This is a genomic window from Pirellulales bacterium, assembly GCA_019636345.1.
Taxonomy (GTDB): domain Bacteria; phylum Planctomycetota; class Planctomycetia; order Pirellulales; family Lacipirellulaceae.
This window is the reverse complement of the sequence record JAHBXQ010000002.1, coordinates 179,115-201,587: the sequence shown is the minus strand read 5'-3', so window position 1 is coordinate 201,587 and position 22,473 is coordinate 179,115. Positions and strand designations below refer to the sequence as shown.

Below are 22,473 nucleotides of genomic sequence, written 5' to 3'. Positions count from 1 at the left end.
CGGCCGCGAGTTCGAGACGCGCAGAGCCGTTTTATGTCGTGCGAAGCGGCGCCTGCTTGCGGCGCGCAGTACGGCGCGCCACTTGCACCGCAACTGAGTGAACGGGGCGATTGCCAGTCCGACGCCCGTTTCTGCGCCGGCGCGCCCGTCAGACGGAGGCCAAGCCATGGCGCCTGCAATCTCGCTCGACGTTTATCGCGACGCGCTTCGCGTGCAAGTCTGTGCCCGCTGCCCGGAGCGACCTCCCCACGGCCCGCCGTGCGAACCGCTCGGGAAGCGATGCGGCATCGAACTTCACTTGGAGAAACTGGTGGAGATCGTTCACGCGGCCCGCTCGGCGCGAATCGATCCGTACATCGAGGGGTTCCACGAGAACATCTGCGTGGGCTGCCCGAACAGCGTCACCAGCCAATGCCCTTGCCCGCTGGAATACCTCATCTCGCTGGCGGTCGACGCGATCGAGGAAGTCGATCGGCGTGAAAGTTGTCAGTCGTGAGTTCGGCGTCGTGAGTGGAACGGCCTCGACTCCGCCCCTCAAGACGCACGTCTCAGGACTCACGAAAACGCAATCGCCCGCTCGCGCGGCTGTCGTTGCGCGAACGGGCGACTTGTCGTTTCACGGGGGGACGATCGCCGCTGGTTACTGCGGGCTGGGGTCGGTGTAGCGACCGCCCGGCGCGGCGGGGGACAGCATCGCCGGCGAGGGGGACGAGGGGATGTACGACTCCCCTTCGTAGATCATTCCGGACGAGCCCGACTCGCAATTCGAGCAGCCGCTCATCCCTCCCATGTAGCCGGTCGAGTAGCCGCCGCACGGATCGGCGCACGGGTCGGCGCACGGATCGCACGGGACGCACATGGGAGATTGCATGTACTGCATGGGGGCGCCGACCATCATCGGGGCCGGCGCAGCCATCGTCATGGGCGCGCCGAGCACGGCGGGCGCCACGCGGGTGCCGCAGGGCGAGCCCTTCTGGAACCAACTGCGCACTTTGCCGAAGCAGCCGCAACAGCCGCTGCTGGACGTGACCAGCGCGGCGGCCGCGACAAGAACCAATAACTTCCTCATGATCCGATACTCCGCAGAGGGCGCCCCAATCCAGGGCGCAGGGGGAGGGTAGCGTGTCTTGCAGGCGGGGAGGGCAAGACGGCGGGTGTGAAAAACTCTACATCACGGCGAGCGTGTGGCAAATTTTCAACACGAAGTTTTTTTCTTGCCACGCCGTTCCGCACGCGCGCAGTTTAGGTGCTACATTTGCCTAAGGCCGCCGCGATGCGGTCGCCCCTACGACCCGCAGCGTTTGCACGTCCCGCGCGAGCGGCATGCTCGCCCGCGAGGATGATGCGTCAGGCACGATGCCCCTCGCCCCGTTCACGACGCTTCGCTCAGCCATGCAGGAAGTTCGGCGTCCCCCTCGCACCGGAGTTGTGATTCGCATTGCGCTCGCGGCGCTGTGCTGCGGCGTCGCGTCGTGCGGCCGTTGCGCCGCTGCGACCGAACTCTCGTCCCAGTCTCCCGCCGACCCCCGGCCGCGGGACGAGATCGTTCTGGCAAGCACGCGCCCCTTGGGAACTCGCTGCGACGCCGCGGCCATGTCTGCGGGGCTCGACTGCCGACGGTACGCGGCCGAATTGTCCGGAGGGGCCCGGACTTGGCAACGCACCGATCTGGCCACGGCCCTGCCGGCCGCGTCCGAGTTGCCGACGATCGTCTACATCCACGGTAACCGGGTCGAAGCTGGCGAGGCCTTCGGGCACGGGCTGAAGATCTATCGTTCGCTGGCGCCCCGTCTGCCGAGCGACACGCCGGTGCGATTCGTGATCTGGTCGTGGCCCGCCGAGCAGATTCGCGGAGTCGTGAAGGACTACACCGTGAAAGCGGCTCGGACAGGCGCGGTCGCGTGGCAGTTGGCGTGGACGCTCAACCGGCTCCCCCCCGACGCGGCGATCGCCCTGGTGGGATACAGCTACGGCGCCCGGGTGGCGACCGGCACGCTCCACCTGCTGGGGGGGGGCGCGCTCGAGGGGCGAACCGTTGCCAATCTGCAGCCCGATCGCCGCCGGGCGCACGCCATCCTGCTGGCCGCGGCTTTGGATGCCGACTGGCTCCTCCCGACGGGCCAACACGGCCGAGCCCTCAAGCAGCTTGAGCACCTGACGCTCGTGACCAACCGGCGGGATCCCGCGATGCGGTTCTATCACATGATCTCCGATCGCGACGTTCGAGCCCTCGGCTACGCCGGGCCGCCGTCGTGGGGACGGTTGAAGAGCCAGTTCCAGGTCGAAATCGATGCCTTCGACGCGACGAGCGACGTCGGCCGGCATCACGCGCTGCAGGCCTATCTCGCCTCCTCGCCGCAGTTGACGCGGGCCTGGAAGGGCCTCGCTACGCTGCTGCCCCCCTCCCCCGCTCCGGCCGCCGCGGTGCAGATGGTGAACGCCCCTGCCGCGGGCGACGCGAGCCAAGGGGGCTAACGGGCTTGTCGCCCCGCTCGGCGATGGCGTCGGCTCAGTCCCGGAATCGCTTGCGCAAGGGCGCGCAGCCGGAAGACGCAGCTCAACGCGGCCGAGGAACCGTTGGTTCTCGTCCGCGCTGACCTGCGTTCATCTGCGGCGACTCGTTTCAAGTCTTGAAGACCTTAATGACTTGAAATGCAGGACTTGGCGATGAATTGAGCCCGCCAGAATCGACCCTCCCCTTTTGCGGGCCTCGCGTGATAATGGGCGACATGAGCTCGCCGCAATGTTATCTGAACGGGCGCTGGCTGTCGGCCCGCGAATTGTCGATCCCGCTGGACGATCTGGGATTTCAATTGGGAGTGACGATCGTCGAGCGGCTGCGCACGTTCGGCGGCGAGCCGTTCCGCGTCGCCGAGCATGTCCGCCGATTGCGACGCTCGCTGGAGATCGTCGGTTGGGAGCCGGAGCGAATCGCCGACGAGGTCGAGTCGCTCATCCATGAGTTCACGAGCCGCAACGCCCGGCTGATCGCCCCTGGCGACGATTGGGCGATCGTCGCGTTCGTCACCCCGGGCAACTCCTACGACGCTCGGCGCCCGGTGGTGTGCGTCCACGGATTCCCGCTGCCGTTCGCGAGTTGGGTCGAGCAGTTCGCCACGGGCGTCGCGGGGGTGATCGTCGACGTCCGGCAGACCCCGACCAACTGCTGGCCGGCGGAGCTCAAATGCCGCAGCCGAATGCACTACTACCTAGCCGACCGCGAGGCGGCCCGCCGACAGCCGGAGGCCCGGGCCGTGCTCCTCGATCAGCACGGGTTCGTCAGCGAAGCGACCACCGCCAACGTCGTCGCCTGGTACGCCGACCGGGGGCTCGTCACCCCGCGACTCGACGGCGTGTTGCCGGGGATCAGTCAGCAGGTGCTGTTCGAGCTGGCCGACGAGTTAGGAATCGCCCGCAGCGAAGCCGATTTGACCCCCGACGAGTTCGCCGCGGCGGACGAAGCGTATTTCACCAGCACGTCGATCTGCATGCTGCCGCTGGTGAGCCTTGCCGGCCGCCCGCTCGGCGCCGGATGCCCGGGGCCGACGTTCGCCAAACTGCTGGCCGCGTGGAGCCAGCGCGTCGGCGTTGACATCGCTGAACAAGCGCGACGGTTTGCGGCGAGGTAGGTTTGCACCGCGGAGCAGCCGCAATGGCGCTAAGGACTCGAACCGGCGGAAGAAATCGGATTCCTCGCGCCTTTCGCGTCCTCGTAGTGAACCTGCCCTCCCAACGCGAGAACTACAGCGCAGCGAAGTAGTTCTTCACCGCGACGTCAAGCGACTCGGCAGTCACTGCCAGCGGGAGGTCGCGGTACTGGCAGTAGTTGCGGACCTGCCGCAGCAGGTCGCGGGGGTGGCAATACCGCAGCGGGCGCTGGCGGGGGCGGTAGTGCCGAGCGATCAGTTCGCCGACCGTATCCGGCGGACACTCGCAGCCCGCGTCTCGGGCCAGCGCGACGAACAGCTCGACGAACTCCGTCTCGCTTGGGCCGCCGACTTCGATTTTGTACGGAATCCGCCGCAGGAACGCTTCGTCCACAAGATCGCGCGGCTCGAGGTTCGTGGAGAACACCAACAGCAAGTCGAACGGCAGCGCCGCTTGCCGACCGCTCGCCAGGAGCAAGTAATCGTGCTGCTTCTCCATCGGCACGATGAGCCGGTTGAGGATTTCCGAGGTCGCCGCGCGTTGCCGACCGAAGTCGTCGACCACCAGCGCCCCGCAATTGGCCCGCAACTGCACCGGGGCCTCGCAGACGCCGGTCGTCGGATTGTGCTGCAATTCCAGGTGAGCCATCGTCAGCTCGCCTCCCACGACGATCGTGGGCCGTTCCACGAGCACCCACCGACGGTCGTAAGTCAGGTCGGCCAGTTTCGGCAGCGGCACGGCTTTGTGACACCGCGGGTCGTACAGCCGCACGAGCTCGCCGTCGATCGTGATCATCCGCGGAATCCAAACGTATTCCCCGTAGGCGTTGACGACCCGCTCGGAGATGCTCGTCTTGCCGTTGCCGGGAGGGCCGAAGAGGAACATTCCCCGGCCGTCGTTGACCGCTTGGCCGACCTGGCTCAGCAAGTCGTCGCCCAGCCGCAACCCTGAGAACGCGGCGACAAGATTGGATCGATCGAGTCGACTGTCGGCGAGCGACTGTCGGTGCACTGCGGCGACGTACTGCTCCAGCGGCACGGGCGCAGCGTCGGCGTAGGTCGCATGGTGCGCAAGGCGCCGAGCCCGATCGTGCCCCGCGTCGGTCAATTGAAACACGAAGTCCTCGATCCCGCTGGAGCCCTTGAGGGCGACCAGCAGTTCGACCCGTAGCCGCTCGAACCCCTCGGCGACAAGCGTACGCGGCAAGCGGGTCGTCTCGGCGGCCCCGCGACCGGTCGTCGTGCCGCGTTGCAGCAAGAGCTTGAGGAGCAACCCGTCGAGTTCGCCCGGCGACAATCCCGCTTCGGCCAGCGTCCTCGGCTCCGGAGGGAGAAAGCGATACGGCGGCGACTTCTGCTCCGTCGGCGCCGGCGGCTTCTCGACCGAGCCGACGGCCCCGATTGGCAACGCCTGCGAAGCGGCGGCAGGAGCGAACAGCGAGGACAAATCGAATGACATGCGAAAAAAATTCCTGACCTGCGCGGCACGCTGCTCGCTCGACGCCCGGAGAGCGGCGATACGGAGGCGACGAAGGGGCGGACTTGCGACTAGCGGAGACCCGTAGCAAAACATGCGTCATATCCCCCTCAGGCGGCGCCCCGGCGATCGGAAGTTCGCCAGTCTCGCCCGCCAGTCGAACACGTCGTGGCGATCGTAGCGACGGCGCCGACTCGCCGGGGTCGGGTCGGTTCGTTAAACTGGCGGGTCCGCTGCTGCCCCTCGTGTGCGGGGACGCGCCGCCCTCCCCCCTGCCCTGTCAATTCCCGCCATGTTCGACGCCCTTCAATCCGGCCTCAGCAGCGCCTTTCAGACGCTTCGCGGTCAGGGAAAACTCACCGAAAGCAACATGCGCGACGGGCTCAAGCTCGTCGAGAAGTCGCTCCTCGAGGCCGACGTCAGCTTCCCGGTCGTTCGCAAGTTTATGGCGAGGGTCACCGAAGAGGCCGTCGGCGAGGCGGTCCTCAAATCGCTCCGCCCCGGCGAGCAGGTCGTGGGGATCGTCTACCAGGCGCTCGTCGAACTGATGGGCCCGGTCGATCACTCGCTCCACCTCAAAGGGAAGGACGACGTCACGGTCCTCATGATGAGCGGCCTGCAGGGCTCGGGCAAAACGACCACCTGCGGCAAGCTGGGCCGGATGCTCAAGGAGGCGGGCCGCCGGCCCCTGCTCGTCGCCGCCGACCTGCAGCGCCCCGCCGCGATCGACCAGCTGCACGTCATCGGCGACCAGTTGGGGATCGCCGTCTTCTCCGATCGGGCGGAAAAAGATCCGGTCAAAGTCTGCAACGCCGCGGTGGCTCAGGCGAAGAAACTGGGCGCCGACGTCGTGATTCTCGACACGGCCGGTAGGCTCCATATCGACGATGAGCTGATGCAGCAGCTCATCCGCATCGATCGGATGTGCAATCCCGAGCAGGTCTTCCTGGTCGTCGACGGCATGACCGGACAGGACGCGGTCAACAGCGCCAAGGCGTTCAACGAGGCGCTCGAGCTCGACGGCGTCATCATGACCAAGCTCGACGGCGACGCCCGCGGCGGGGCGGCCCTGTCGGTGAAGGACGTCACCGGCGTGCCGATCAAGTTCATCGGCGTCGGCGAACATCTCGACGCGCTCGAAGAGTTCCACCCCGACCGCATGGCGGGCCGGATCCTGGGCCAGGGAGACATCCTGACGCTGGTCGAAAAGGCCCAGCGCGAGTTTGACCAGGAGGAAATGAAGCGGCAAGAAGAGCAGCTCGCCAAGGGCGAGTTCACGCTAGATATGTTCCGCTCGCAACTGAAACAAATCACCCGGCTCGGACCGCTGCAGAAAGTGATGGGCATGATCCCGGGAATGGGATCGCTCCTCAAAGGGCTCGACGACGTCGACCACGAAGGGGACATGAAGCGGCTCTTCGGCATCATCGACGCGATGACCCCCGCCGAGCGAAAGAGCCCCACCAAAGTCATCGATCAAAGCCGCCGCCGCCGGATCGCAACGGGCGCCGGCGTCGAGCCGCACGAGGTGAACGACCTCGTGAAGCAGTTCGACGGCATGGCCCAACTGATGACCGGCATGGCGGGCAAAGGCGTGCGCGAACGGATGCAGCTCGTCCGCCAGATGCAAGCGGGGCTCGCCGGCGACCCTGCAGGCGGCCTTAGCCGGCAAAAGAAGGGAACCGGCAAACGACTCTCGCCGAAAGAAAAGGCGAAACTGAAGAAGGAGCGCGAACGGGAGTTGCGAAAGCGCAAACGCGACGGGGGAGGGTGAGCGGTGCGATTGGCTCAAGTCGCGCCGAGCAGGTTATCGAAGCGTCCCGCCGCCCGGCCTACGGACAACCGCAGCCTTGCGGGAAGGTAAAACAGAGGTCGAAACGATCGGCTTCACGACTTGCGCCGTTGCCGATTCCCGCAATTCGTCGGCGAGCTCAGAACTGGCAGAGTAGCCTTGTCAGTGCCGCTCTCCCATGACCTGAGCGTCGAGCGATTCGCCGATGAACCGTTCCGTCTGCGAGCATCCTTCAAGTGCACGTCCTCCGATTGACGGCAGCGTCGTGTGCGGAGTGCGAAAGATCGCCTGCATACTGCTGGCTGCGGCGTCCTTCGTCCTGGCGATGATCGGCATCGTCCTGCCGGTGTTGCCGACGACGCCGTTCCTGTTGCTCACGGCTTACTTGCTGTCGCGGTCATGGCCGCGAATGTACCGAACGCTCTTGGGCAATCGATTCGTGGGCCCCCTGATCAACGATTGGCAGAGGCATCGGGCGGTCTCGCCGGGGGTCAAGATCCGAGCAACCGTCCTGGTGCTCGCCATGATGGCCGCGACAGCCGTCTGGTCCGAATTGCCCGTGGCGGGGCTGGCGGGCATGCTCGCCCTGGCGGGGGTCGGCGTCGCGGTCATCCACTCCCTGCCGACGCTGCGGCAGGCGGTCTGAAGACCGCCTCGCGGCTCGGGGCGCCCCCAAGCCCCCTCAAAGTCCCCCGGAACGCAAGAGTTTCTTGCCAATTTCCCTCCCGGGCGCCCCTTGCCGAGGGGGACCTAAGTCTGGCAAGATATGGGGTTTACCGACCGGCCGGACCTCCCGACTGGGGAACCGCCAGCCGCGTCGGTACGCCAATCCACCCCGCCGCGACGGCCGTGCGGCCGCGGGCGCAGCCCCTATGGCGCTCCCCTTCCGCCGCGATCGGAAGCCCGGCGCCCCGTCAGCGTTACCAGGAGTTCAGCCGTGGCGGTACGCATCCGCATGAAGAAGTTGGGACGCACCCACCGGGCGTTCTTCCGCATTTGCGCCATGGACAAGCGGGCTCCCCGCGACGGCCGCGTGTTGGAAGAGCTCGGCACGTACGACCCCTCGGTCCCGGAAACCGACGCCCGCGCGATCCTGAACAAGGACCGCGTCGCTTACTGGTTGGGCGTTGGCGCCGAGCCGAGCGAGAAGGTCGCCGTGCTGATCAAGAAGTACGGCCCCAACGGGACGCACGAAGAGGCTCAGGCGAAGGCGCTCGAGCGGTTGACTTCGCCGAAGTCGATCCCCGATCCGGGCCCCGCGGCGTCCAAGGCCAAGAAGCCGGGCGAAGAGCCCGCGGCTCCCGCCGAACCGGCCCCGGCCGCCGAAGAAGCCTCGGCGCCCGCTGAGGAACCGGCCGCGGAAGGGGGCGAGGCGTAACCGCCCACGATCATGCGGTTCGACGTGCTGACCCTGTTCCCGGAGATGTTCTCCGGCTACCTGGGGCAAAGCCTGTTGAACCTGGCGATCGGGCGGGGTTTGGTCGACGTCCAATTGCACAACATTCGCGATTGGGCTCACGACAAGCATCGCTCGGTCGACGACCGCCCCTTCGGCGGCGGACCCGGCATGGTGCTGCGGCCCGACGTCGTGGTCGAGGCGGTCGAAGGGGTCCAGGCTTTGGCCGCGGACCCCGGCAAGCTGGTGATGCTGACCCCCGGGGGTCGGCCGCTCAACCAGCGGGTCGTCGAGGAACTGGCCGAACACCCGCGGCTGGTGCTCCTTTGCGGCCGTTACGAAGGATTTGACCAACGGATTTGCGACCTGCTGGCCCCTGCCGAGATTTCGCTGGGGGACTTCATCGTCAACGGCGGCGAAGTGGCGGCCATGGTCGTCGTCGACGCGGTCGTGCGGCTGGTCCCCGGCGTGCTGGGCGACGAGGACAGCGGCCGCTATGATTCGTTTTCGACCGGCAACCGATTGTTGGAGTTCGCCCAGTACACCCGCCCTCGCGAGTACCGCGGCCTGGAAGTGCCCGAAGTCCTCACGAGCGGCGACCACCAGCGGATCGCCGCATGGCGCGAGGCAGACAGCCTCCGCCGCACGCAAGAGCGCCGCCCCGACCTGCTCGACCCGGACGGTTGAGCCATGACACATTTCCCTTCAGCCCCCGCGGCATCACCCCCAACCCCTCCCCTGTCATGAGCCAAGACATCATCAAGTACGTCGAGCAGTCGAGTCTCAAGTCGGCTGAGGAGACGCCGAAGTTCGAGATCGGCGACACCGTCGACGTCCACACGAAGATCCTGGAAGGCAACAAGGAGCGGATCCAGGTCTTCTCCGGCGTCGTGATCGCGATGAGCGGTACGGGCTCGAAGGAGATGTTCACCGTCCGCCGGATCGTCGCCGGCGAGGGGGTCGAGCGGAAGTTCCCGGTCCACTCCCCCCGGATCGCCAAGGTCGAGGTCGTCCGCAGCGCGATTGTCCGTCGAGCCAAGCTGTATTACCTGCGCGAGCGCTCGGGCAAGGCAGTGCGGCTCAAGGAACGTCGCACCGATCGCGTCGCCAAGGCCTAACGGCGCGCCCCGGTGGCCGCCGCAAAGTCAAACCGAATCGCCCCCAGGCGCAAGCCTGGGTTTTTTCGTGCCCTGAAGGCGACCGCCGCCGCGTGGTGGCGCATGCGGTTCGGACCGTACACGCTGGGCGAGGCCGGCGAGCGGGCGGCAGTCCGGCATCTTCGCAAGAGCGGTCTCAAGATCGTCGCCACGCGACACCGGCTCCGTTACGGCGAGTTCGACGTCATTGCGGTCGACGGCCAGACGATCGTGTTCGTCGAGGTCAAAACCCGCCGCGACGATCGCCTGGTCCGTCCCGCAACGGCGGTCGACGCCGTGCGACGCGTCCGGATGACCCGGGCCGCGCTGGCGTTTCTCAAGGCCCGCAACCTGCTGGCGTATCCGAGTCGGTTTGACGTCGTCGAGGTCGTCTGGCCCCCGGGCGTGCGCCGGCCGACGATCACCCACCACAAGAGCGCGTTCCAGGCCGAAGGCCGGGGTCAGTTCTTCCGGTGAGATTCGTTCGCTGCGCATGAACCGCCGCTTCTCCGCCCTCCGCGCTCCGCAGGTTTCTGGCTAGAATGCCAGTGGCGGCGGCTCCCCGAACGTCGTTTCTCCGCAGCTTGGAAGGACCCCTTCGCGCATGACCAAATTCATCTTCGTCACCGGCGGCGTCGTCAGCTCTCTCGGCAAGGGGCTCACCAGCGCCTCGATCGGCATGCTGCTGGAACAGCGCGGCCTGCGGGTGCGGATGCAGAAGCTCGACCCCTACATCAACGTCGACCCCGGCACGATGAGCCCCTACCAGCACGGCGAGGTCTACGTGCTGGACGACGGCAGCGAGACCGATCTCGACCTGGGCCACTACGAGCGGTTCACCCATTCCCCTCTGACCCGCAAATCGAACTACACCACCGGGCAAATCTATCTGTCGGTCATCAACAAGGAACGCCGCGGACAGTTCCTGGGCAAGACCGTGCAGGTCATCCCCCACATCACCAACGAGATCAAGTCGGTCATCCAAGGCTTGGCCGACGAGGGGGACGAACCGGCCGACGTCGTCATCACCGAGATCGGCGGAACGGTGGGCGACATCGAGAGCCAGCCGTTCCTGGAAGCGATTCGGCAGTTCGCTCTCGACGTCGGCAAAGAGAACTGCCTGTTCATCCACCTCACGCTCGTGCCGTACCTGAAGGCGGCCCGCGAGCTCAAGACCAAGCCGACGCAACACTCGGTCGGCCTCTTGCGGCAGATCGGCATTCAGCCCGATATGCTCGTCTGCCGCTCCGAACAGCCGGTCAGCCGCGAGGATCGCGAGAAGATCGCCCTGTTCTGCAACGTCTCGATCGACTGCGTGATCGAGGAACGCGACAAGGATTTCTCGATCTACGAAGTCCCGTTGAGCCTCCGCGACAACGACCTCGACGGGCTGATCTGCAAAAAGTTCGGCCTGCAGACTCGCGAACCCGACTTGGAGCCGTGGAACGAGATCCTCCGCCGGCTGCGGAATCCCGAGCATGAGATCAGCATCGCGGTGGTGGGCAAGTACGCCGAGCATCGCGACGCGTACAAGTCGATTTACGAATCGATCGACCATGCGGGCATCGCCAACGCGGCCCAAATCCGCATCGCCCGGATTCAAAGCGAGGAGGTCGAGGCCGAGGGCCCCGAGCGGATGCTCGCCGGGTACGACGGCATCCTCGTCCCCGGCGGGTTCGGGGAACGGGGGATTGAGGGCAAGGTGCAGACAATTCGCTACGCCCGCGAAAAAAACATCCCGTTCTTCGGCATTTGCCTGGGGATGCAGTGCGCGGCCGTCGAGTTCGCCCGACACGTCTGCGGCCTGAGCGACGCCCACTCGACCGAGTTCAACAAGGAGACTCGGGACCCGGTGATCTGTCTGCTCGACGACCAGCGAGCCGTAACCGACAAGGGGGGAACGATGCGGCTGGGCGCCCAGCCGGCGAAGCTGGAACCCGACAGCCAGGCGGCCGCGGCCTACGGCACGACGACCGTGTCGGAGCGGCATCGCCATCGGTACGAGTTCAACAATCGCTACCGCGAGCAATTCGCCGCCAACGGCATGCGGATCGTCGGCACGAGCCCCGACGGCAAGCTCGCAGAGGTGATCGAGTTGGCCGACCATCGCTGGTTCGTCGCGGTGCAGTACCACCCCGAGTTCAAAAGCAAGCCGACGGCCGCCCACCCGCTGTTCAAGGGCTTCGTCGCCGCCGCGGTCGAACACCGCAAGGTGAAGAAGGCCCGCGCCGCCGAACCGCAACGCAAGATCGACTTCTCTGCGGAAGAAGCCGAAATCGCCGAGGAAGCGGTCAAAGACCAATGACAGGGGCTGAATGACCAATGACGAAGCCCCGAGAACCATGCGGGCTCTCTCTGCGGCAAGCGCCCGTTCGAGCTTCACGACTCATGCCTCACTCCTCCCCATGAGCGACGACAAGAAGATCATCATCGACGAAGACTGGAAGTCCCAAGTCGAGGCTGAAAAGCAGCGTTTCGAAGAGACCTCGCCTGCTCCCGGCGAAGCCGCTCCCACAGCTGGCGGCGCAGCGACGGGCTCGCATCCCGAACTGGACGCCGAATGGCCCCCCGCCTCGTTCGAGATGCTCGTCGGGGCCTTCGTCACCGAGGCGATGGTCGGCCTGGGACAGATCCCTAGCCCGGTCACGAACAAGGCCGAGTTTCACGCCGGCCGCGCCCGCTACGCCATCGACATGTTGGAGGTGATCCAGAAAAAGACAAAGGGCAATCTCGCCCCCGGCGAAGCCGCCGGCCTGGAAGACTTGCTCCATCAATTGCGGATGGCCTTCGTTGCGGCGCAGCAACGCTCTCCAGACTGAGGCAAGGCGGCTTTCCGCTCGAGCGCGCTTTGCGTGAGACTTCGGGGCGAGATCACTCCTTTTTGCCGGCGACGTTCGGCGGCTCGGCGAACTGCGGAAGGCGCCGTTTGAGCAACTCCCTCAGTCGGTCCGATTCCTTGCCCTTCTTGAACCCGTACCACTGATGCTTTACTCGCCGCTGTTGCAGTTGGTCGTAAACTTCAGTCGCCATCGGAAGATAGAAGTTGCTGCATTGCCAGCACAACGAAGTCTCAAAGAGCAGCTGCTCTTCCCGATAGAACCGCAATCCGTACACGGGAAAGTGGCAGAATGCGCCTGCCAACCGATCAAACGATAGGGATCGCCATGCTTCGACGATCTCTGTTGCGTCGTTGCCGCTCAATACTACCTCGTTAAGAATGCGGGCGTCCTTTCCGTAAGGATGGATAGGAAAAGAGCTTTCTGGCGGAATCGAATCTCTCTCCAACTCGCCGCCCCTTGAAACGCGTGGATCGAAATCGCGCGGGTCGAGCGCGTAGAGGATGATCTGGTCGCAACGAGGCAATGACTCGGTGTGGGCCAGCACGATCATCTTTTCAAGCGGCGTCTCGCGATCGGAGCCTGCACTCGTCCGGCGAGGCTGTTTGGCTTCGCCAAGAGTTTGAGAACGCTCCTCTGCCAGCGCAATGGAAGCGCAGGACGCTACTACCGCGAGGAATGCAGTCGCGAGATCTTTCATGGAGGCGCCCGCAGCGAGAAGAGGACTCTAGAGCGTCCAGAGCAGATGCAACTTACAGTTTGAAGGATCGCGAATCAAATTCTCCGAACTTTGGCGGACGCGACGACAAGTTCGGTAAGGAGGCCGTCGCAACAGTCGTGCCGTCGTGGTTCCCTGCAGCGAAGGCCAATGGCCGTTCTAATGGGTGCGCAAAAAAACCGCGTCCAGTCGGCCTTCGGCTTACGAAGCCGAACGGCCTGTCGAATCAAGACTTGCATCCCTCGGCCGGGTGACAACGGACGAGGCGGGGCAGGCCTGGGACCGACTGGACGCGGTGGAAACGCAGGGAGCGATAAGCTGGAAGCTGAAAGCGAGAGAGGGCGAGAATCCGCCTGTCTCGCTCCGAACTTGCGGCTTACAGCCCCCTACTCCGTCAACTCGTCAAACAACTCTCTGAATCCGGGCATTCGCTCGCCGATGTGACGAGCCCAGGCGTCGGGACGCCAGATCTCGACACAGACCGCGGCGCCGACCAGTTGGACCGCTCCCCCCGGCTCGACGCCGAGGAAGTCGCGGAACGTCTCGGGGATCGCCAATCGCCCCCGTCCGGCGACGGGCACGGTGCGGTGGCGGGTCGACAGCAATCTCCCCAAGGTTTGCAGTTTCTCGATCCGGTCGTCGAAGCGCCCGCTGGCCGCCTTGCTTTCCAGCAATGCGACGCCGGCGTCGAGCCACCTCGTCCAAGCCTCCGCGTTCCAAATGCTGACGCACCCGGGACGCTCTTTGGCCAGGGTCGCTTCGCCGGCCTCCCCCGCAAGCACCTCGGCCCACTCAGGGGGAAGCGACAGCCGGTGACGCTCGTCGAGCGAGCGGCTGTGTTCGCCGAGCAGCAGGGGCCTCGGGAGGACGGACATGCACGGGGCTCGGCGTCAGGCCGAGGCTTCGAGCTAGCACCCTCCGTGTCGGGACATGGGACTCATCGTGGGCCTCCTGCCCCGGCTGACCTTCCGAAAAAAGTCCAATCTGGGCTTATAACCCGCTCTTACAGGCGTGATTCTATGTACTTTGGGCGTGAATACAACCACGTTCGCAAAAAATCTGCGATCGGCCCTGCTGAACTTGGCGATGCCCTCCCGGAGCCGATCGGCTAGACCCGCCGGTTGCGGGAAAACGGGCTCCGGAAAGCCTGGGATTCGGCATAGCCTTGCGAGCGGAAATTGGCTATTTCCTGCCGCTCGGAGTCCCCCCTGTTCGCGCGCCTGACTTTGCCCCGCTCAACGTCATGTCCGACCCGATTGTGATTTCCGGTATTGGCCTCGTGACAGCGGTCGGCAACGACCGCGAGACGACCTGGCGCAACGTCCGCGAAGGGGTCAGCGGCGCCCGGCGGCTCACCGGCGTCGCGGGGCTCCCCGACGGATTGCTCCTGGCCGCCGACGTCCGCGGAGTGAAGGGCGAGCCCGGCCGGCTGCGCGACTACCCCGTCGGCAAGCTCGCCGCAGGCGAGGCGATCGCCGACAGCGGGCTCCTGGCCGTCCGCGGGGTCGATCGCACCCGGATCGGCGTCACCATGGCCGCGGTCTACGGCGATTCGCCGCGGGTCGCCGCGGTGCGAGCCGAGCAGACGCCGGGGTTCGACCCGAGCGCTTGGCACCACGAATTCCTCCCCTCGTCGACGATCTCGCGGATCGCCAACGACTACGGCCTTTTCGGGCCGCGGATCGGCAACGCGACGGCGTGCGCCACAGGAACGATCGCGATCATTACCGCCGCGCGGGCGATCGAAGACGGCCAGTGCGACGCCGTGCTGGCCGGCGCGATCACGACGATCCAGCCGCTGCTGGCCGCCGGATTCCACAACATGCGCGTCCTGGCCATGCACGACGACCCGGCCGAGGCGTGTCGCCCGTTCGACGCGGCCCGCAACGGGTTCGTCATGGGCGAGGGCGCCGGGATGCTCGTGCTCGAGCGGGCCAGTTCGGCCCGAGCCCGCGGCGCACGGATCTACGCCGAGATCGCCGCCGGAACGATCGCCTGCGACGCCCATCACGTCACCGACCTCAGCACCGACAGCACGACGCTCACGTACCTGTTGGGCGCCACGCTCAAGAAGGCTCGGCTCGCCCCGAGCGACGTGTCGTACATCAACGCCCACGGCACGGGGACGCAGCAAAACGATCTCATGGAGACCCGCGGCATCCGCAACGCGTTCGGCGCCGCGGCCGACGAGTTGTGCGTCAGCTCCATCAAGGGCAACATCGGCCACCTGGTCAACGCGGCGGGGGCGGTCGAACTGGCGCTGACGGCGCTGGCGCTTCGCGACGGCTACGCCCCGCCGACGCGGAACCTCTCGAATCCCGATCCCGGGTGCGACCTCGACTGCCTGCCCTTCGTCGGCCGGCGATACGAATTCGAGCACGCCATGAAGATCTCGATCGCGTTCGGCGGCCACCTCGCCGCGATTGCGCTGCGCCGCTGGGACGGGGCCGAAGCCCAGGTCGCGCCGGCGCCGATGCGAATCGCGGCTTAAGCCTCGTTCGCCAGACTCTGCTACTCGCCCAACGTCCGTTTGCGGCGCAGCAGGTGGTGATACGCCTGGGCCGAGCGGTGCGCCTCGTCCCGCACGTACTGAAGCAGCCGCAGGGCGAAGGCGTGGCGGCTCAACCGCAGCGGCTCGTCGCGATTCATGACGTAGATCAGCTCCTCCCGCTTGGCGAGCGACAGCACCAACGGGGGCGTCACTCCCAGGGCGTCGAACGCCTGCAGCGCCTTGCCAAGCTGCCCCTTGCCGCCGTCGATCAGCAAGACGTCGGGCTGGGCCTCTCCCTCGTCGGCAAGCCGTTTGAATCGCCGCGACACGACCTCGTGGATGCTCGCGTAGTCGTCGACCCCCGCGACCTCGCGGATGCGGAACCGGCGGTAGCCCGGCTTGAAGGGCAACCCGTCGATGAACTGCACAAGGCTCGCCACCGTCTCGTTGCCGCCGAGGTGGGCGATGTCGACCCCTTCGATCGTCCGCGGCGTCTCCGGCAGTTTGAGCACTTTGCGCAGCCCGGCGAGCCCTTTTTTGGGGTCCATGTAGAACACCTCGGGCTGCTCGTGCTTCTCAAGATCGCCGCGGTCGCCGATCGAGGCGAGCATCTTCAGCTCGTCGCGCAGCCGGGCGGCCTGCTCGAACCGCTTGTTCGCGGCCGCCTCGCGCATCTCGGCTTCCATCTCCTTGAGCAGGCTCTTGCCGTGCCCGTCGAGGAACTGCCGCAGCCGCTGCACGTCCTTGCGATAGTCCTCCTTCGAGATCCGCAGGTTGCACGGCGCCGTGCATTGGCGGATCGACGCGAGCAGACAGGGCCGAAACCACCGCCACCGCTCGTCGCTCTCCTCGATGTCGAGCGAACAGGTGCGGAACTGAAACACCCGCTGCAGCACCTGCAGGGCCCCGCGCAGTTGGCCGACGTTGGCGAACGGTCCGTACAGCTTGACGCCGCTCGTGCGCGGCTCGCGGGTGATCTCAACGCGGGGGAAGTCCTCGTGAGTCGTGATCTGCAGGTAAGGAAAGCTCTTGTCGTCGCGCAGATCGCGGTTGAACTTCGGCTGCACGTCCTTCACCAGCCGGGCCTCGACAAGCAGGGCGTCGACCTCGCTCTCGCATTCCAGGAAATCGACGTCGTACGCCTCCTGGACGAGCTGCGCGGTCCGGGCGTCCTCGGCCGCGGCCTTGAGGAAGTAACTGCCGACCCGACTCCGCAGACTCTTCGCCTTGCCGACGTAGATCACCCGGCCGGCCTGATCCTGAAAGAGGTACACCCCCGGGGTCTCGGGAAACTTGGCGCGGACCTTCTCGGCGGCCCGCAGAAAGAACTCGACCTGCGACTTGGGCGCGGGCCCGTCAGGCTGGGGAGCGGGAGCTTCCGGAGCGGGAGCGGCGGATGAGTCCGGTTCGTCGGCCATGACGAACCATTATCGCGGAAGCGACCGAGGAGGATAGGAGCGCCGGCCGCCGCCGCCGCGGGGTCGACAGTCTCCGAAAATCGAGCCGACTCGTCCAATTTTGCTCACTGACGACGGGCGCGAACATCAAATTCTCGGAGCAAAACCGCGGCCTTGATGGGGGCGAGGGTCGTTGTTAGCGCTGGCCCGCAAACGAGTTGCGCGCGACGGTTCGCGACCCGGCTCGCGAGTATTGCCAGCAAAACTCCCGCTGGGGGAGCAAAACCCGGCGGCGGCTGGGCCACCTCCCTCTGACGGCGTCCTGCAGGTCGTGGCCTGCCGTCAATCTCCCACCGAGTGGCGTATAACGTGTGCGTGTCGTCGGGGGGGTAGCCGACTTCTGTCCTCCTGCCGACTTCGAGCGGTGGTACGATTCGATCCCCGCCGACGATCTCGACGACTTCCTCGCAGGGCTGTCGGAAGCGGAGCAGGATGCGCTCGCCAATCGCACGCGGGGCCTTGAGCGCAACAACGGCGGCGCCGGGCACTGGTCGCGGCAGTATGACAGCCAGGAGGAGGATCCGACGGGGATCCTTCTGGACGGCGCTCAGAGCTCGCTCGACGCGTTGGGCTTCATCCCGGGCTTGGGGGCCATTCCGGACCTGCTGAACGCGGGGGTGTCGGCGGCCCGCGGCGACTGGGGCGGGGCGGCGACCAACGCGCTGGCCGCCTTCCCCGGATTTGGCGACGGGGCCAAAGCGGGTAATATGGCGGCCAAGGCGGCCGCCCACGGCAAAGAAGCCGCCAAGGCGGTCAAGGGAGCGATCGGGGGAGCGATTGGGGCCGTCGGAAAAGGAGCCGACGATGCGGCCGGGGCCGCCTTCGCCGCGACGAAAAAGGCGGGGGCGGGGGTTGCGCCAGTTAGTGGAGTCACGCACCTACACCATGCCTGGCCGAAGTATCTGGGTGGGCCTTCGAAGCAAGTCTTGGAACGATTGCCCAAATCGGTGCATGACGCGTATCACAGCGGCTTAGACAAGATTCTTCCCCGACAATGGGGCACGAAGTATTACGACAACCTTAGCGATGCAGCGCGAAGACAAATGGAACGTGACCTCGCAGACTACACCAAGGCTTTTGACTCCAAGTATGGTACGAAACTGTGGCAGTCAATGCTCGACAATGGCTTCCCCGGAAAGTGACTATGAATACGAAACCTCTTGAGAGCATCACGATCGAAGAGCTTCAGGAATACCCCGTGTGGCGATTCGTTTCAAAAAGTGGCGACGATGATACGTGTTTAGTACCGGTCAAGTGCATCCCATGTTCTGATCTTAAGGGGAAAATTGTTGCCACGAAGGCGACACTAGCGAACGGAGCGCACGTATGGGCGTTTCTGGGAAGTATCGATCCGTCGAATCCTATACTGACTCAGCATTTTGTCACTATTTCAGTGCATAGTAGTGGCAAATGGTTCCATCTCGCGCGCTACCATGATTACGACTACGACGAGCGAGGACCAAGACAATTGGCTGAGTTCCTGGGACTCAACGAACATGACGTTTTTCCAATCAGCTACGACGTTACGAGGTATGTCACAACTGCAGATATCGGAGCATTGGCAGGTACGATCGAACGAGAGTCGAAGATTAAACTGAGCAGAGCGGAAATAATCGCGTTGGCGGTTCCGTGATGCGCCAAAGGGCGTGGGGTGTAAATAATCGCGCCGCCAGAAAGCACCGCCAATCCCAGCCTGAAACCAGCCTCGCCCCCCAGAAACCACCCTCTCAATTGTCGCCGCCCAACGACCCATACCGCCGCCTGTGCCACCGCTGAAGAGAGAAGTGAGCGACGTGCGCAGCAGCGCCGGCTGCTCGCGGCTCGGTGATCGTCAAACAAGATCTTTCTGGACGGCGCTCAGAGCTCGCTCGACGCGTTGGGCTTCATCCCGGGCTTGGGCGCCATTGCCGACCTGCTGAACGCGGGGGTCTCGGCGTGCTGCGGCGAGTGAACCTGGCGCGTGCTTCATCGGCGGCTAGCGCCGTCCGCTCATGGCTGGCGAGGACGTTTGGCTTACACGCCGGCGAAGGTTCTTAGGTCGGCTTCCATTGCGTCGAGGCGCGATTCGAGGTCCTGCTTCGTCTCGTCGAGGTTGTGGAGTTGTTCGGCCGGTTCGTAGGCGAACATGTAGAGCTTGATCTTCGGCTCGGTGCCGCTGGGGCGGATCGCCACGTAGTTGCCCGCCAGGGCGAGGTCGATGATCACCAGGTCGCCGCGGGGGCCGGCGAGCGGGCTGGCGCCGCCGCCCGGGTGGAGGACGAGTTGCTGCTCGTAATCGCGGAGTCGAGTCACTTGGCTGCCGGCCAGCGCGGTCGGCGGGCTGGCGCGGAACGCGGCCATGACTTCCTTCATCCGGGCCATCCCCTCGCTCCCCGGCATTTGGACCGAGACGGTCCGCTCGGCGTGGCAGCCGTGTTGCCAGAACAGGGCGTCGAGTTTCTCGTGGAGGGTCTGCCCCTGGGCTTTAAGCTGGGCGGCCAGTTCGCACGCCAGCAGGGCGCCGACCCCGCCGTCCTTGTCGCGGTTGTGCCGCCCGGCCATGTAGCCGTGCGATTCCTCGGTGCCGTAGACGAACTTGTCGGCGCCCTGGTCGTCGATGACCCCGGCGATCCACTTGAAGCCGACGAGATTGTCGCCGAAGGTCTGCACGCCGTAGCTGTCGCCGATCCTTCGCAACAGTTGGGTGGTGACCAGCGTGGTGACGACGAAGTTGTCGGGCCCGAGGGTCCCGGCCTGCTTGCGGTTTTCGAGGATGAAGTCGCCGAGCAGGGCGCCGATTTGATTGCCGCTGAGGGTGCGCCACTTGGCGCCGGGGGCGAACGACAGGGGCGCCGCAAGCCCGATGCGATCGCAGTCGGGATCGGTCGCCAGGCACAGGTCTTGCCCGTGGTGACTGGCATGGGCGATCATCGCGTCGAACACCTTGGGGTTTTCGGGGTTCGATACGTGGCCCGGCACGTTCGGAAAGTCGCCGTTCGGCTCGGCGTGCGGGGCGAAGACCTCGACGTCGTGAAAGCCGGCGCGCTCGAGCACAGGGCAGACCGCCGTGGCGCCGACGCCGTGGAGCGGCGAGTAGAGCACCTTCACGTCGCGCGGTCCCGCGGAGGCCAACGCCACGACGGCCGAGACGTACGCCGCGTCGACCTCGTCCTGGCAGACGACGACCCGCCCGTTGGCCAGGGCTTCGTCGAAGGAAGCCCGCTTGATCGTCTCGACGGTCATCACGCGATCGATGACCCCCGTGTCATGGGGGGGGAGCAACTGTCCGCCGGTCGACCAATAGGCCTTCACGGCGTTGTCGCTGGGGGGGTTGTGGCTGGCGGTGACCATGATGCCGCACGAGCACTCCTTGAGCCGCACGCAAAACGACAACTCGGGGGTGCTGCGATGCCCCTGCAGGAAGTACACGCGGAACCCGTTGGCGACCATGATTTCGGCGCACAACCGGGCGAAGTGCTCGGACCGATGGCGCGTGTCGTAGGCCAGGGCGCACGACAGGTCGGCCGCCTCGCCGAGCTGCGACTTGACGTAGTCGGCCAGCCCCTGGGCGCTTTCGCCGATCGTGCGATCGTTGATCGCGTTGCTGCCGATCGGGTACATCCGCCCGCGCCGTCCCCCGGTGCCGAAGGGGATGATCGTCCAGAACACGTCGTCGAGCGTCTGCCAATTCTCCTCGGCGACGTGCTGGGCCACCTCGGGGGCGTACTCGGCGTAGCGCGGCTCGGTGAGCCAGGCGGAGATATTGGGGACGGCGGACGCGGAAATCTGGCCTGCGGCGGCCGCCTGCTCGACGGCGGCGATCAAGGCGCGGGAATCCATGCACGGTTCCTCGGTTCGGGCGGGAGGCGGGGCGAAGCGCGGCACGACGGCGCTCGACGCGGCGGCTTGGCGATCGGCCAAGCGCGACTCCCAAGGTACCCGAAAATCGGCCGCACGGGCTACCCTGCGTCCCAAAACCATGAGCGGACGGCGCTCGCCGCCGGTGAAGCGCGAGCACGGTTTGTCGGCCGTTTCGTCGTCACGGTTGGCTTTGCCATCGCGTGGTTCATCGGGGGCTAGCGCCCAATGCTCATTTTGGGTTCTGAACAATGCTTCGGCGTGCGACTTGGATGCGAAGTCATTCTCTTGAAGGCGAGCGACCTGTTATCTTGGCGAGAGAATCGCCCCCTTGTGCCGGAGTTCCGCATGAGCGCTTGCCGTCGACTGGTCCGCTTGCCCTGCCTAGCCACGACGTTCGTCGGAGTCCTGAGCGCGGCGTCGCGCGCCGAGGACGGCCGCAGCGAACCGACGAAGCGAGCGGCGCGCCCGGCGTGGACGGCCGACGTCGTCGACGTGTTTTTCGCCGACGCCCGCGCGGAGCTTGTCGGTCCGCGACCCGTTGGGGCCGACGCAACGGCCCGCGCGGCGAGCGCAGGAGCCGCGGAGGGGGCGGCGAGCGCGGGGGGCTTCGCATGGTCGCAACTCGTCGACGGGGCGGCGCTCGCGGACGAAATCAAACGCACGGCCAATCGCCTCGCCGGGCCGCTGGCTTCGCCCGGCAAATTCAAGAGCGGCGGCAACAAGCAGTGCCGCGGCGACTTTGCGATGCTGGCCGTGCTGGCGGCCGTCGTCGCCGAGCACGACGACGACGTGCGATGGAAACGCGAATCCGCGGCGCTGGCGGTGCGCTTCGCCGCCGTGGCCGACGCCTGCCGGAAAGCCACCGACGAGGCGTACGCCGTCGCGCAAACCGGCAAGGAGCAGCTCGACGACCTGCTGCGCGGCCAGGGGCCTGCCGAGGAGGCGGGCGCGGCTGCGCGGCCTGCGTGGAGCGAGCTCGCCTCGCTGCCGACGGTCATGCAGCGGATGGAGACGGCTCTCCACGGCGTCCTCCTCCCCGCGCTGGCCGATGAGCGGACCATGCGTCGTCAGTCCGTGGACGTGCAGCGCGAAGCGCAACTCCTGGCGATGCTGGCCGAGATCGTCCAGCGCGAGGACTACGACTACCGCGAGGAGGAGGAGTATCGCGCCAGCGCGGCTGCGCTGTTGGAGGCGGCTCGGGCGATCGCTCACGCTGCGCGCGACAACCAGTACGACGCGGCCCGCGCCGCCGCCGGCCGCGCGGGACAGGCCTGCTCGGCCTGTCACGAAGGATTTCGCGGCTGACGGGCGCTTGGGGAGGCCGCGACGGGGAGAATCGCCCTGTCGTAGTTCAGCCGAGCCGATGACCCAAACTGGACATTACTGATCGCCGAGCCGATTGCGCAATCCCGCGGCGATTCTGTCTCGGGCGGCGGCCGATTCCTCGCTGGTCAGCGGGGACTTGCCCGCGAGTCGCCGGGCCGCCTTTTCGACGGCGGCCAACTGGCTGCGCATTCGACGGCAAGCCGCGCAGGCCGCCAGGTGGAGCCGCAGCGCCAGCCGCTCGACGAGCGTGAGCCGCCGGTCGTGCGACTCCGACGCCAACCGGGCGGCGTCTTCGCACCCCAGGGCAGAGAAGTTTCGCCAGTGTTTCTGCTGCGACACGAAGGTCGATCCTTTCA

General features: G+C 66.1%; 22 protein-coding genes. 15 read left to right on the top strand and 7 right to left on the bottom strand.

What is annotated here, in order from left to right; all coding sequences use genetic code 11:
* The first annotated feature begins 166 nt into the window (after nucleotides 1-166).
* Entirely contained in the window at nucleotides 167-496 is a 330-nt protein-coding gene (locus KF688_04675) for a hypothetical protein (protein MBX3424954.1), read from the top strand.
* 144 nt (nucleotides 497-640) lie between these two features.
* On the opposite strand, the gene KF688_04670 is transcribed toward KF688_04675, so the two are convergent.
* Nucleotides 641-1,069, bottom strand: coding sequence for a hypothetical protein (locus tag KF688_04670; GenBank protein MBX3424953.1), 429 nt, complete (start codon nucleotides 1,067-1,069; stop codon nucleotides 641-643).
* Nucleotides 1,070-1,323: 254 nt separating this feature from the next.
* On the opposite strand from KF688_04670, the gene KF688_04665 reads away from it, so the two are divergent.
* On the top strand, nucleotides 1,324-2,475 hold the full coding sequence (locus tag KF688_04665; protein MBX3424952.1) for an alpha/beta hydrolase: 1,152 nt from the start codon (nucleotides 1,324-1,326) through the stop codon (nucleotides 2,473-2,475).
* Nucleotides 2,476-2,729: 254 nt separating this feature from the next.
* Nucleotides 2,730-3,629 (top strand): aminotransferase class IV, encoded by a 900-nt coding sequence (locus KF688_04660; GenBank protein ID MBX3424951.1) that lies wholly within the window; start codon nucleotides 2,730-2,732, stop codon nucleotides 3,627-3,629.
* Between the two features lie 112 nt (nucleotides 3,630-3,741).
* Here KF688_04660 and KF688_04655 read toward each other — a convergent pair whose 3' ends face one another.
* Nucleotides 3,742-5,106 (bottom strand): AAA family ATPase, encoded by a 1,365-nt coding sequence (locus KF688_04655; GenBank protein MBX3424950.1) that lies wholly within the window; start codon nucleotides 5,104-5,106, stop codon nucleotides 3,742-3,744.
* A 310-nt stretch (nucleotides 5,107-5,416) separates the two neighbouring features.
* On the opposite strand from KF688_04655, the gene ffh reads away from it, so the two are divergent.
* From ffh to KF688_04615, 8 genes are all read left to right on the top strand, one after another.
* Complete coding sequence (ffh, locus tag KF688_04650) at nucleotides 5,417-6,898, top strand: signal recognition particle protein (protein MBX3424949.1); 1,482 nt, start codon at nucleotides 5,417-5,419, stop codon at nucleotides 6,896-6,898.
* Nucleotides 6,899-7,121: 223 nt separating this feature from the next.
* The gene (locus KF688_04645) at nucleotides 7,122-7,562 is read left to right on the top strand and encodes a YbaN family protein (GenBank protein ID MBX3424948.1); all 441 of its coding nucleotides are present in this window, start codon (nucleotides 7,122-7,124) and stop codon (nucleotides 7,560-7,562) included.
* A gap of 309 nt (nucleotides 7,563-7,871) precedes the next feature.
* Nucleotides 7,872-8,294 (top strand): 30S ribosomal protein S16, encoded by a 423-nt coding sequence (rpsP, locus tag KF688_04640; GenBank protein MBX3424947.1) that lies wholly within the window; start codon nucleotides 7,872-7,874, stop codon nucleotides 8,292-8,294.
* A gap of 12 nt (nucleotides 8,295-8,306) precedes the next feature.
* Nucleotides 8,307-8,999 carry a tRNA (guanosine(37)-N1)-methyltransferase TrmD gene (trmD, locus tag KF688_04635; GenBank protein MBX3424946.1) on the top strand — a complete coding sequence of 231 codons (693 nt, stop codon included), beginning with the start codon at nucleotides 8,307-8,309 and terminating at the stop codon, nucleotides 8,997-8,999.
* Between the two features lie 56 nt (nucleotides 9,000-9,055).
* Nucleotides 9,056-9,430 carry a 50S ribosomal protein L19 gene (gene rplS, locus KF688_04630; protein ID MBX3424945.1) on the top strand — a complete coding sequence of 125 codons (375 nt, stop codon included), beginning with the start codon at nucleotides 9,056-9,058 and terminating at the stop codon, nucleotides 9,428-9,430.
* A 102-nt stretch (nucleotides 9,431-9,532) separates the two neighbouring features.
* Nucleotides 9,533-9,925 (top strand): YraN family protein, encoded by a 393-nt coding sequence (locus tag KF688_04625; protein MBX3424944.1) that lies wholly within the window; start codon nucleotides 9,533-9,535, stop codon nucleotides 9,923-9,925.
* 127 nt (nucleotides 9,926-10,052) lie between these two features.
* Nucleotides 10,053-11,753: a CTP synthase gene (locus KF688_04620; GenBank protein MBX3424943.1), complete on the top strand. Its 1,701-nt coding sequence runs from the start codon at nucleotides 10,053-10,055 to the stop codon at nucleotides 11,751-11,753.
* Nucleotides 11,754-11,853: 100 nt separating this feature from the next.
* A complete protein-coding gene (locus KF688_04615; GenBank protein ID MBX3424942.1) occupies nucleotides 11,854-12,267 on the top strand; it encodes a DUF1844 domain-containing protein in 414 nt (137 codons plus the stop codon).
* Between the two features lie 52 nt (nucleotides 12,268-12,319).
* Here KF688_04615 and KF688_04610 read toward each other — a convergent pair whose 3' ends face one another.
* Both KF688_04610 and KF688_04605 read right to left on the bottom strand, forming a co-directional pair.
* Nucleotides 12,320-12,985, bottom strand: coding sequence for a hypothetical protein (locus tag KF688_04610; protein ID MBX3424941.1), 666 nt, complete (start codon nucleotides 12,983-12,985; stop codon nucleotides 12,320-12,322).
* A 404-nt stretch (nucleotides 12,986-13,389) separates the two neighbouring features.
* Nucleotides 13,390-13,878, bottom strand: coding sequence for a division/cell wall cluster transcriptional repressor MraZ (locus KF688_04605; protein ID MBX3424940.1), 489 nt, complete (start codon nucleotides 13,876-13,878; stop codon nucleotides 13,390-13,392).
* A 368-nt stretch (nucleotides 13,879-14,246) separates the two neighbouring features.
* On the opposite strand from KF688_04605, the gene KF688_04600 reads away from it, so the two are divergent.
* On the top strand, nucleotides 14,247-15,494 hold the full coding sequence (locus KF688_04600; GenBank protein ID MBX3424939.1) for a beta-ketoacyl-[acyl-carrier-protein] synthase family protein: 1,248 nt from the start codon (nucleotides 14,247-14,249) through the stop codon (nucleotides 15,492-15,494).
* Between the two features lie 20 nt (nucleotides 15,495-15,514).
* Here KF688_04600 and KF688_04595 read toward each other — a convergent pair whose 3' ends face one another.
* A complete protein-coding gene (locus KF688_04595) occupies nucleotides 15,515-16,912 on the bottom strand; it encodes an excinuclease ABC subunit UvrC (protein ID MBX3424938.1) in 1,398 nt (465 codons plus the stop codon).
* Nucleotides 16,913-17,262: 350 nt separating this feature from the next.
* Here KF688_04595 and KF688_04590 point away from each other — a divergent pair, with 350 nt between their 5' ends.
* Both KF688_04590 and KF688_04585 read left to right on the top strand, forming a co-directional pair.
* Nucleotides 17,263-18,093, top strand: coding sequence for a hypothetical protein (locus KF688_04590; protein ID MBX3424937.1), 831 nt, complete (start codon nucleotides 17,263-17,265; stop codon nucleotides 18,091-18,093).
* 2 nt (nucleotides 18,094-18,095) lie between these two features.
* Nucleotides 18,096-18,584, top strand: a complete 489-nt coding sequence (locus tag KF688_04585) for a hypothetical protein (protein MBX3424936.1) — start codon at nucleotides 18,096-18,098, stop codon at nucleotides 18,582-18,584.
* 380 nt (nucleotides 18,585-18,964) lie between these two features.
* On the opposite strand, the gene KF688_04580 is transcribed toward KF688_04585, so the two are convergent.
* Nucleotides 18,965-20,770 carry a phospho-sugar mutase gene (locus KF688_04580; protein ID MBX3424935.1) on the bottom strand — a complete coding sequence of 602 codons (1,806 nt, stop codon included), beginning with the start codon at nucleotides 20,768-20,770 and terminating at the stop codon, nucleotides 18,965-18,967.
* A gap of 366 nt (nucleotides 20,771-21,136) precedes the next feature.
* Here KF688_04580 and KF688_04575 point away from each other — a divergent pair, with 366 nt between their 5' ends.
* Entirely contained in the window at nucleotides 21,137-22,096 is a 960-nt protein-coding gene (locus KF688_04575; protein MBX3424934.1) for a cytochrome c, read from the top strand.
* A gap of 75 nt (nucleotides 22,097-22,171) precedes the next feature.
* Here the strand turns inward: KF688_04575 and KF688_04570 are convergent, their stop codons facing one another.
* Nucleotides 22,172-22,456: a zf-HC2 domain-containing protein gene (locus KF688_04570; protein MBX3424933.1), complete on the bottom strand. Its 285-nt coding sequence runs from the start codon at nucleotides 22,454-22,456 to the stop codon at nucleotides 22,172-22,174.
* Nucleotides 22,457-22,473: the final 17 nt, after the last annotated feature.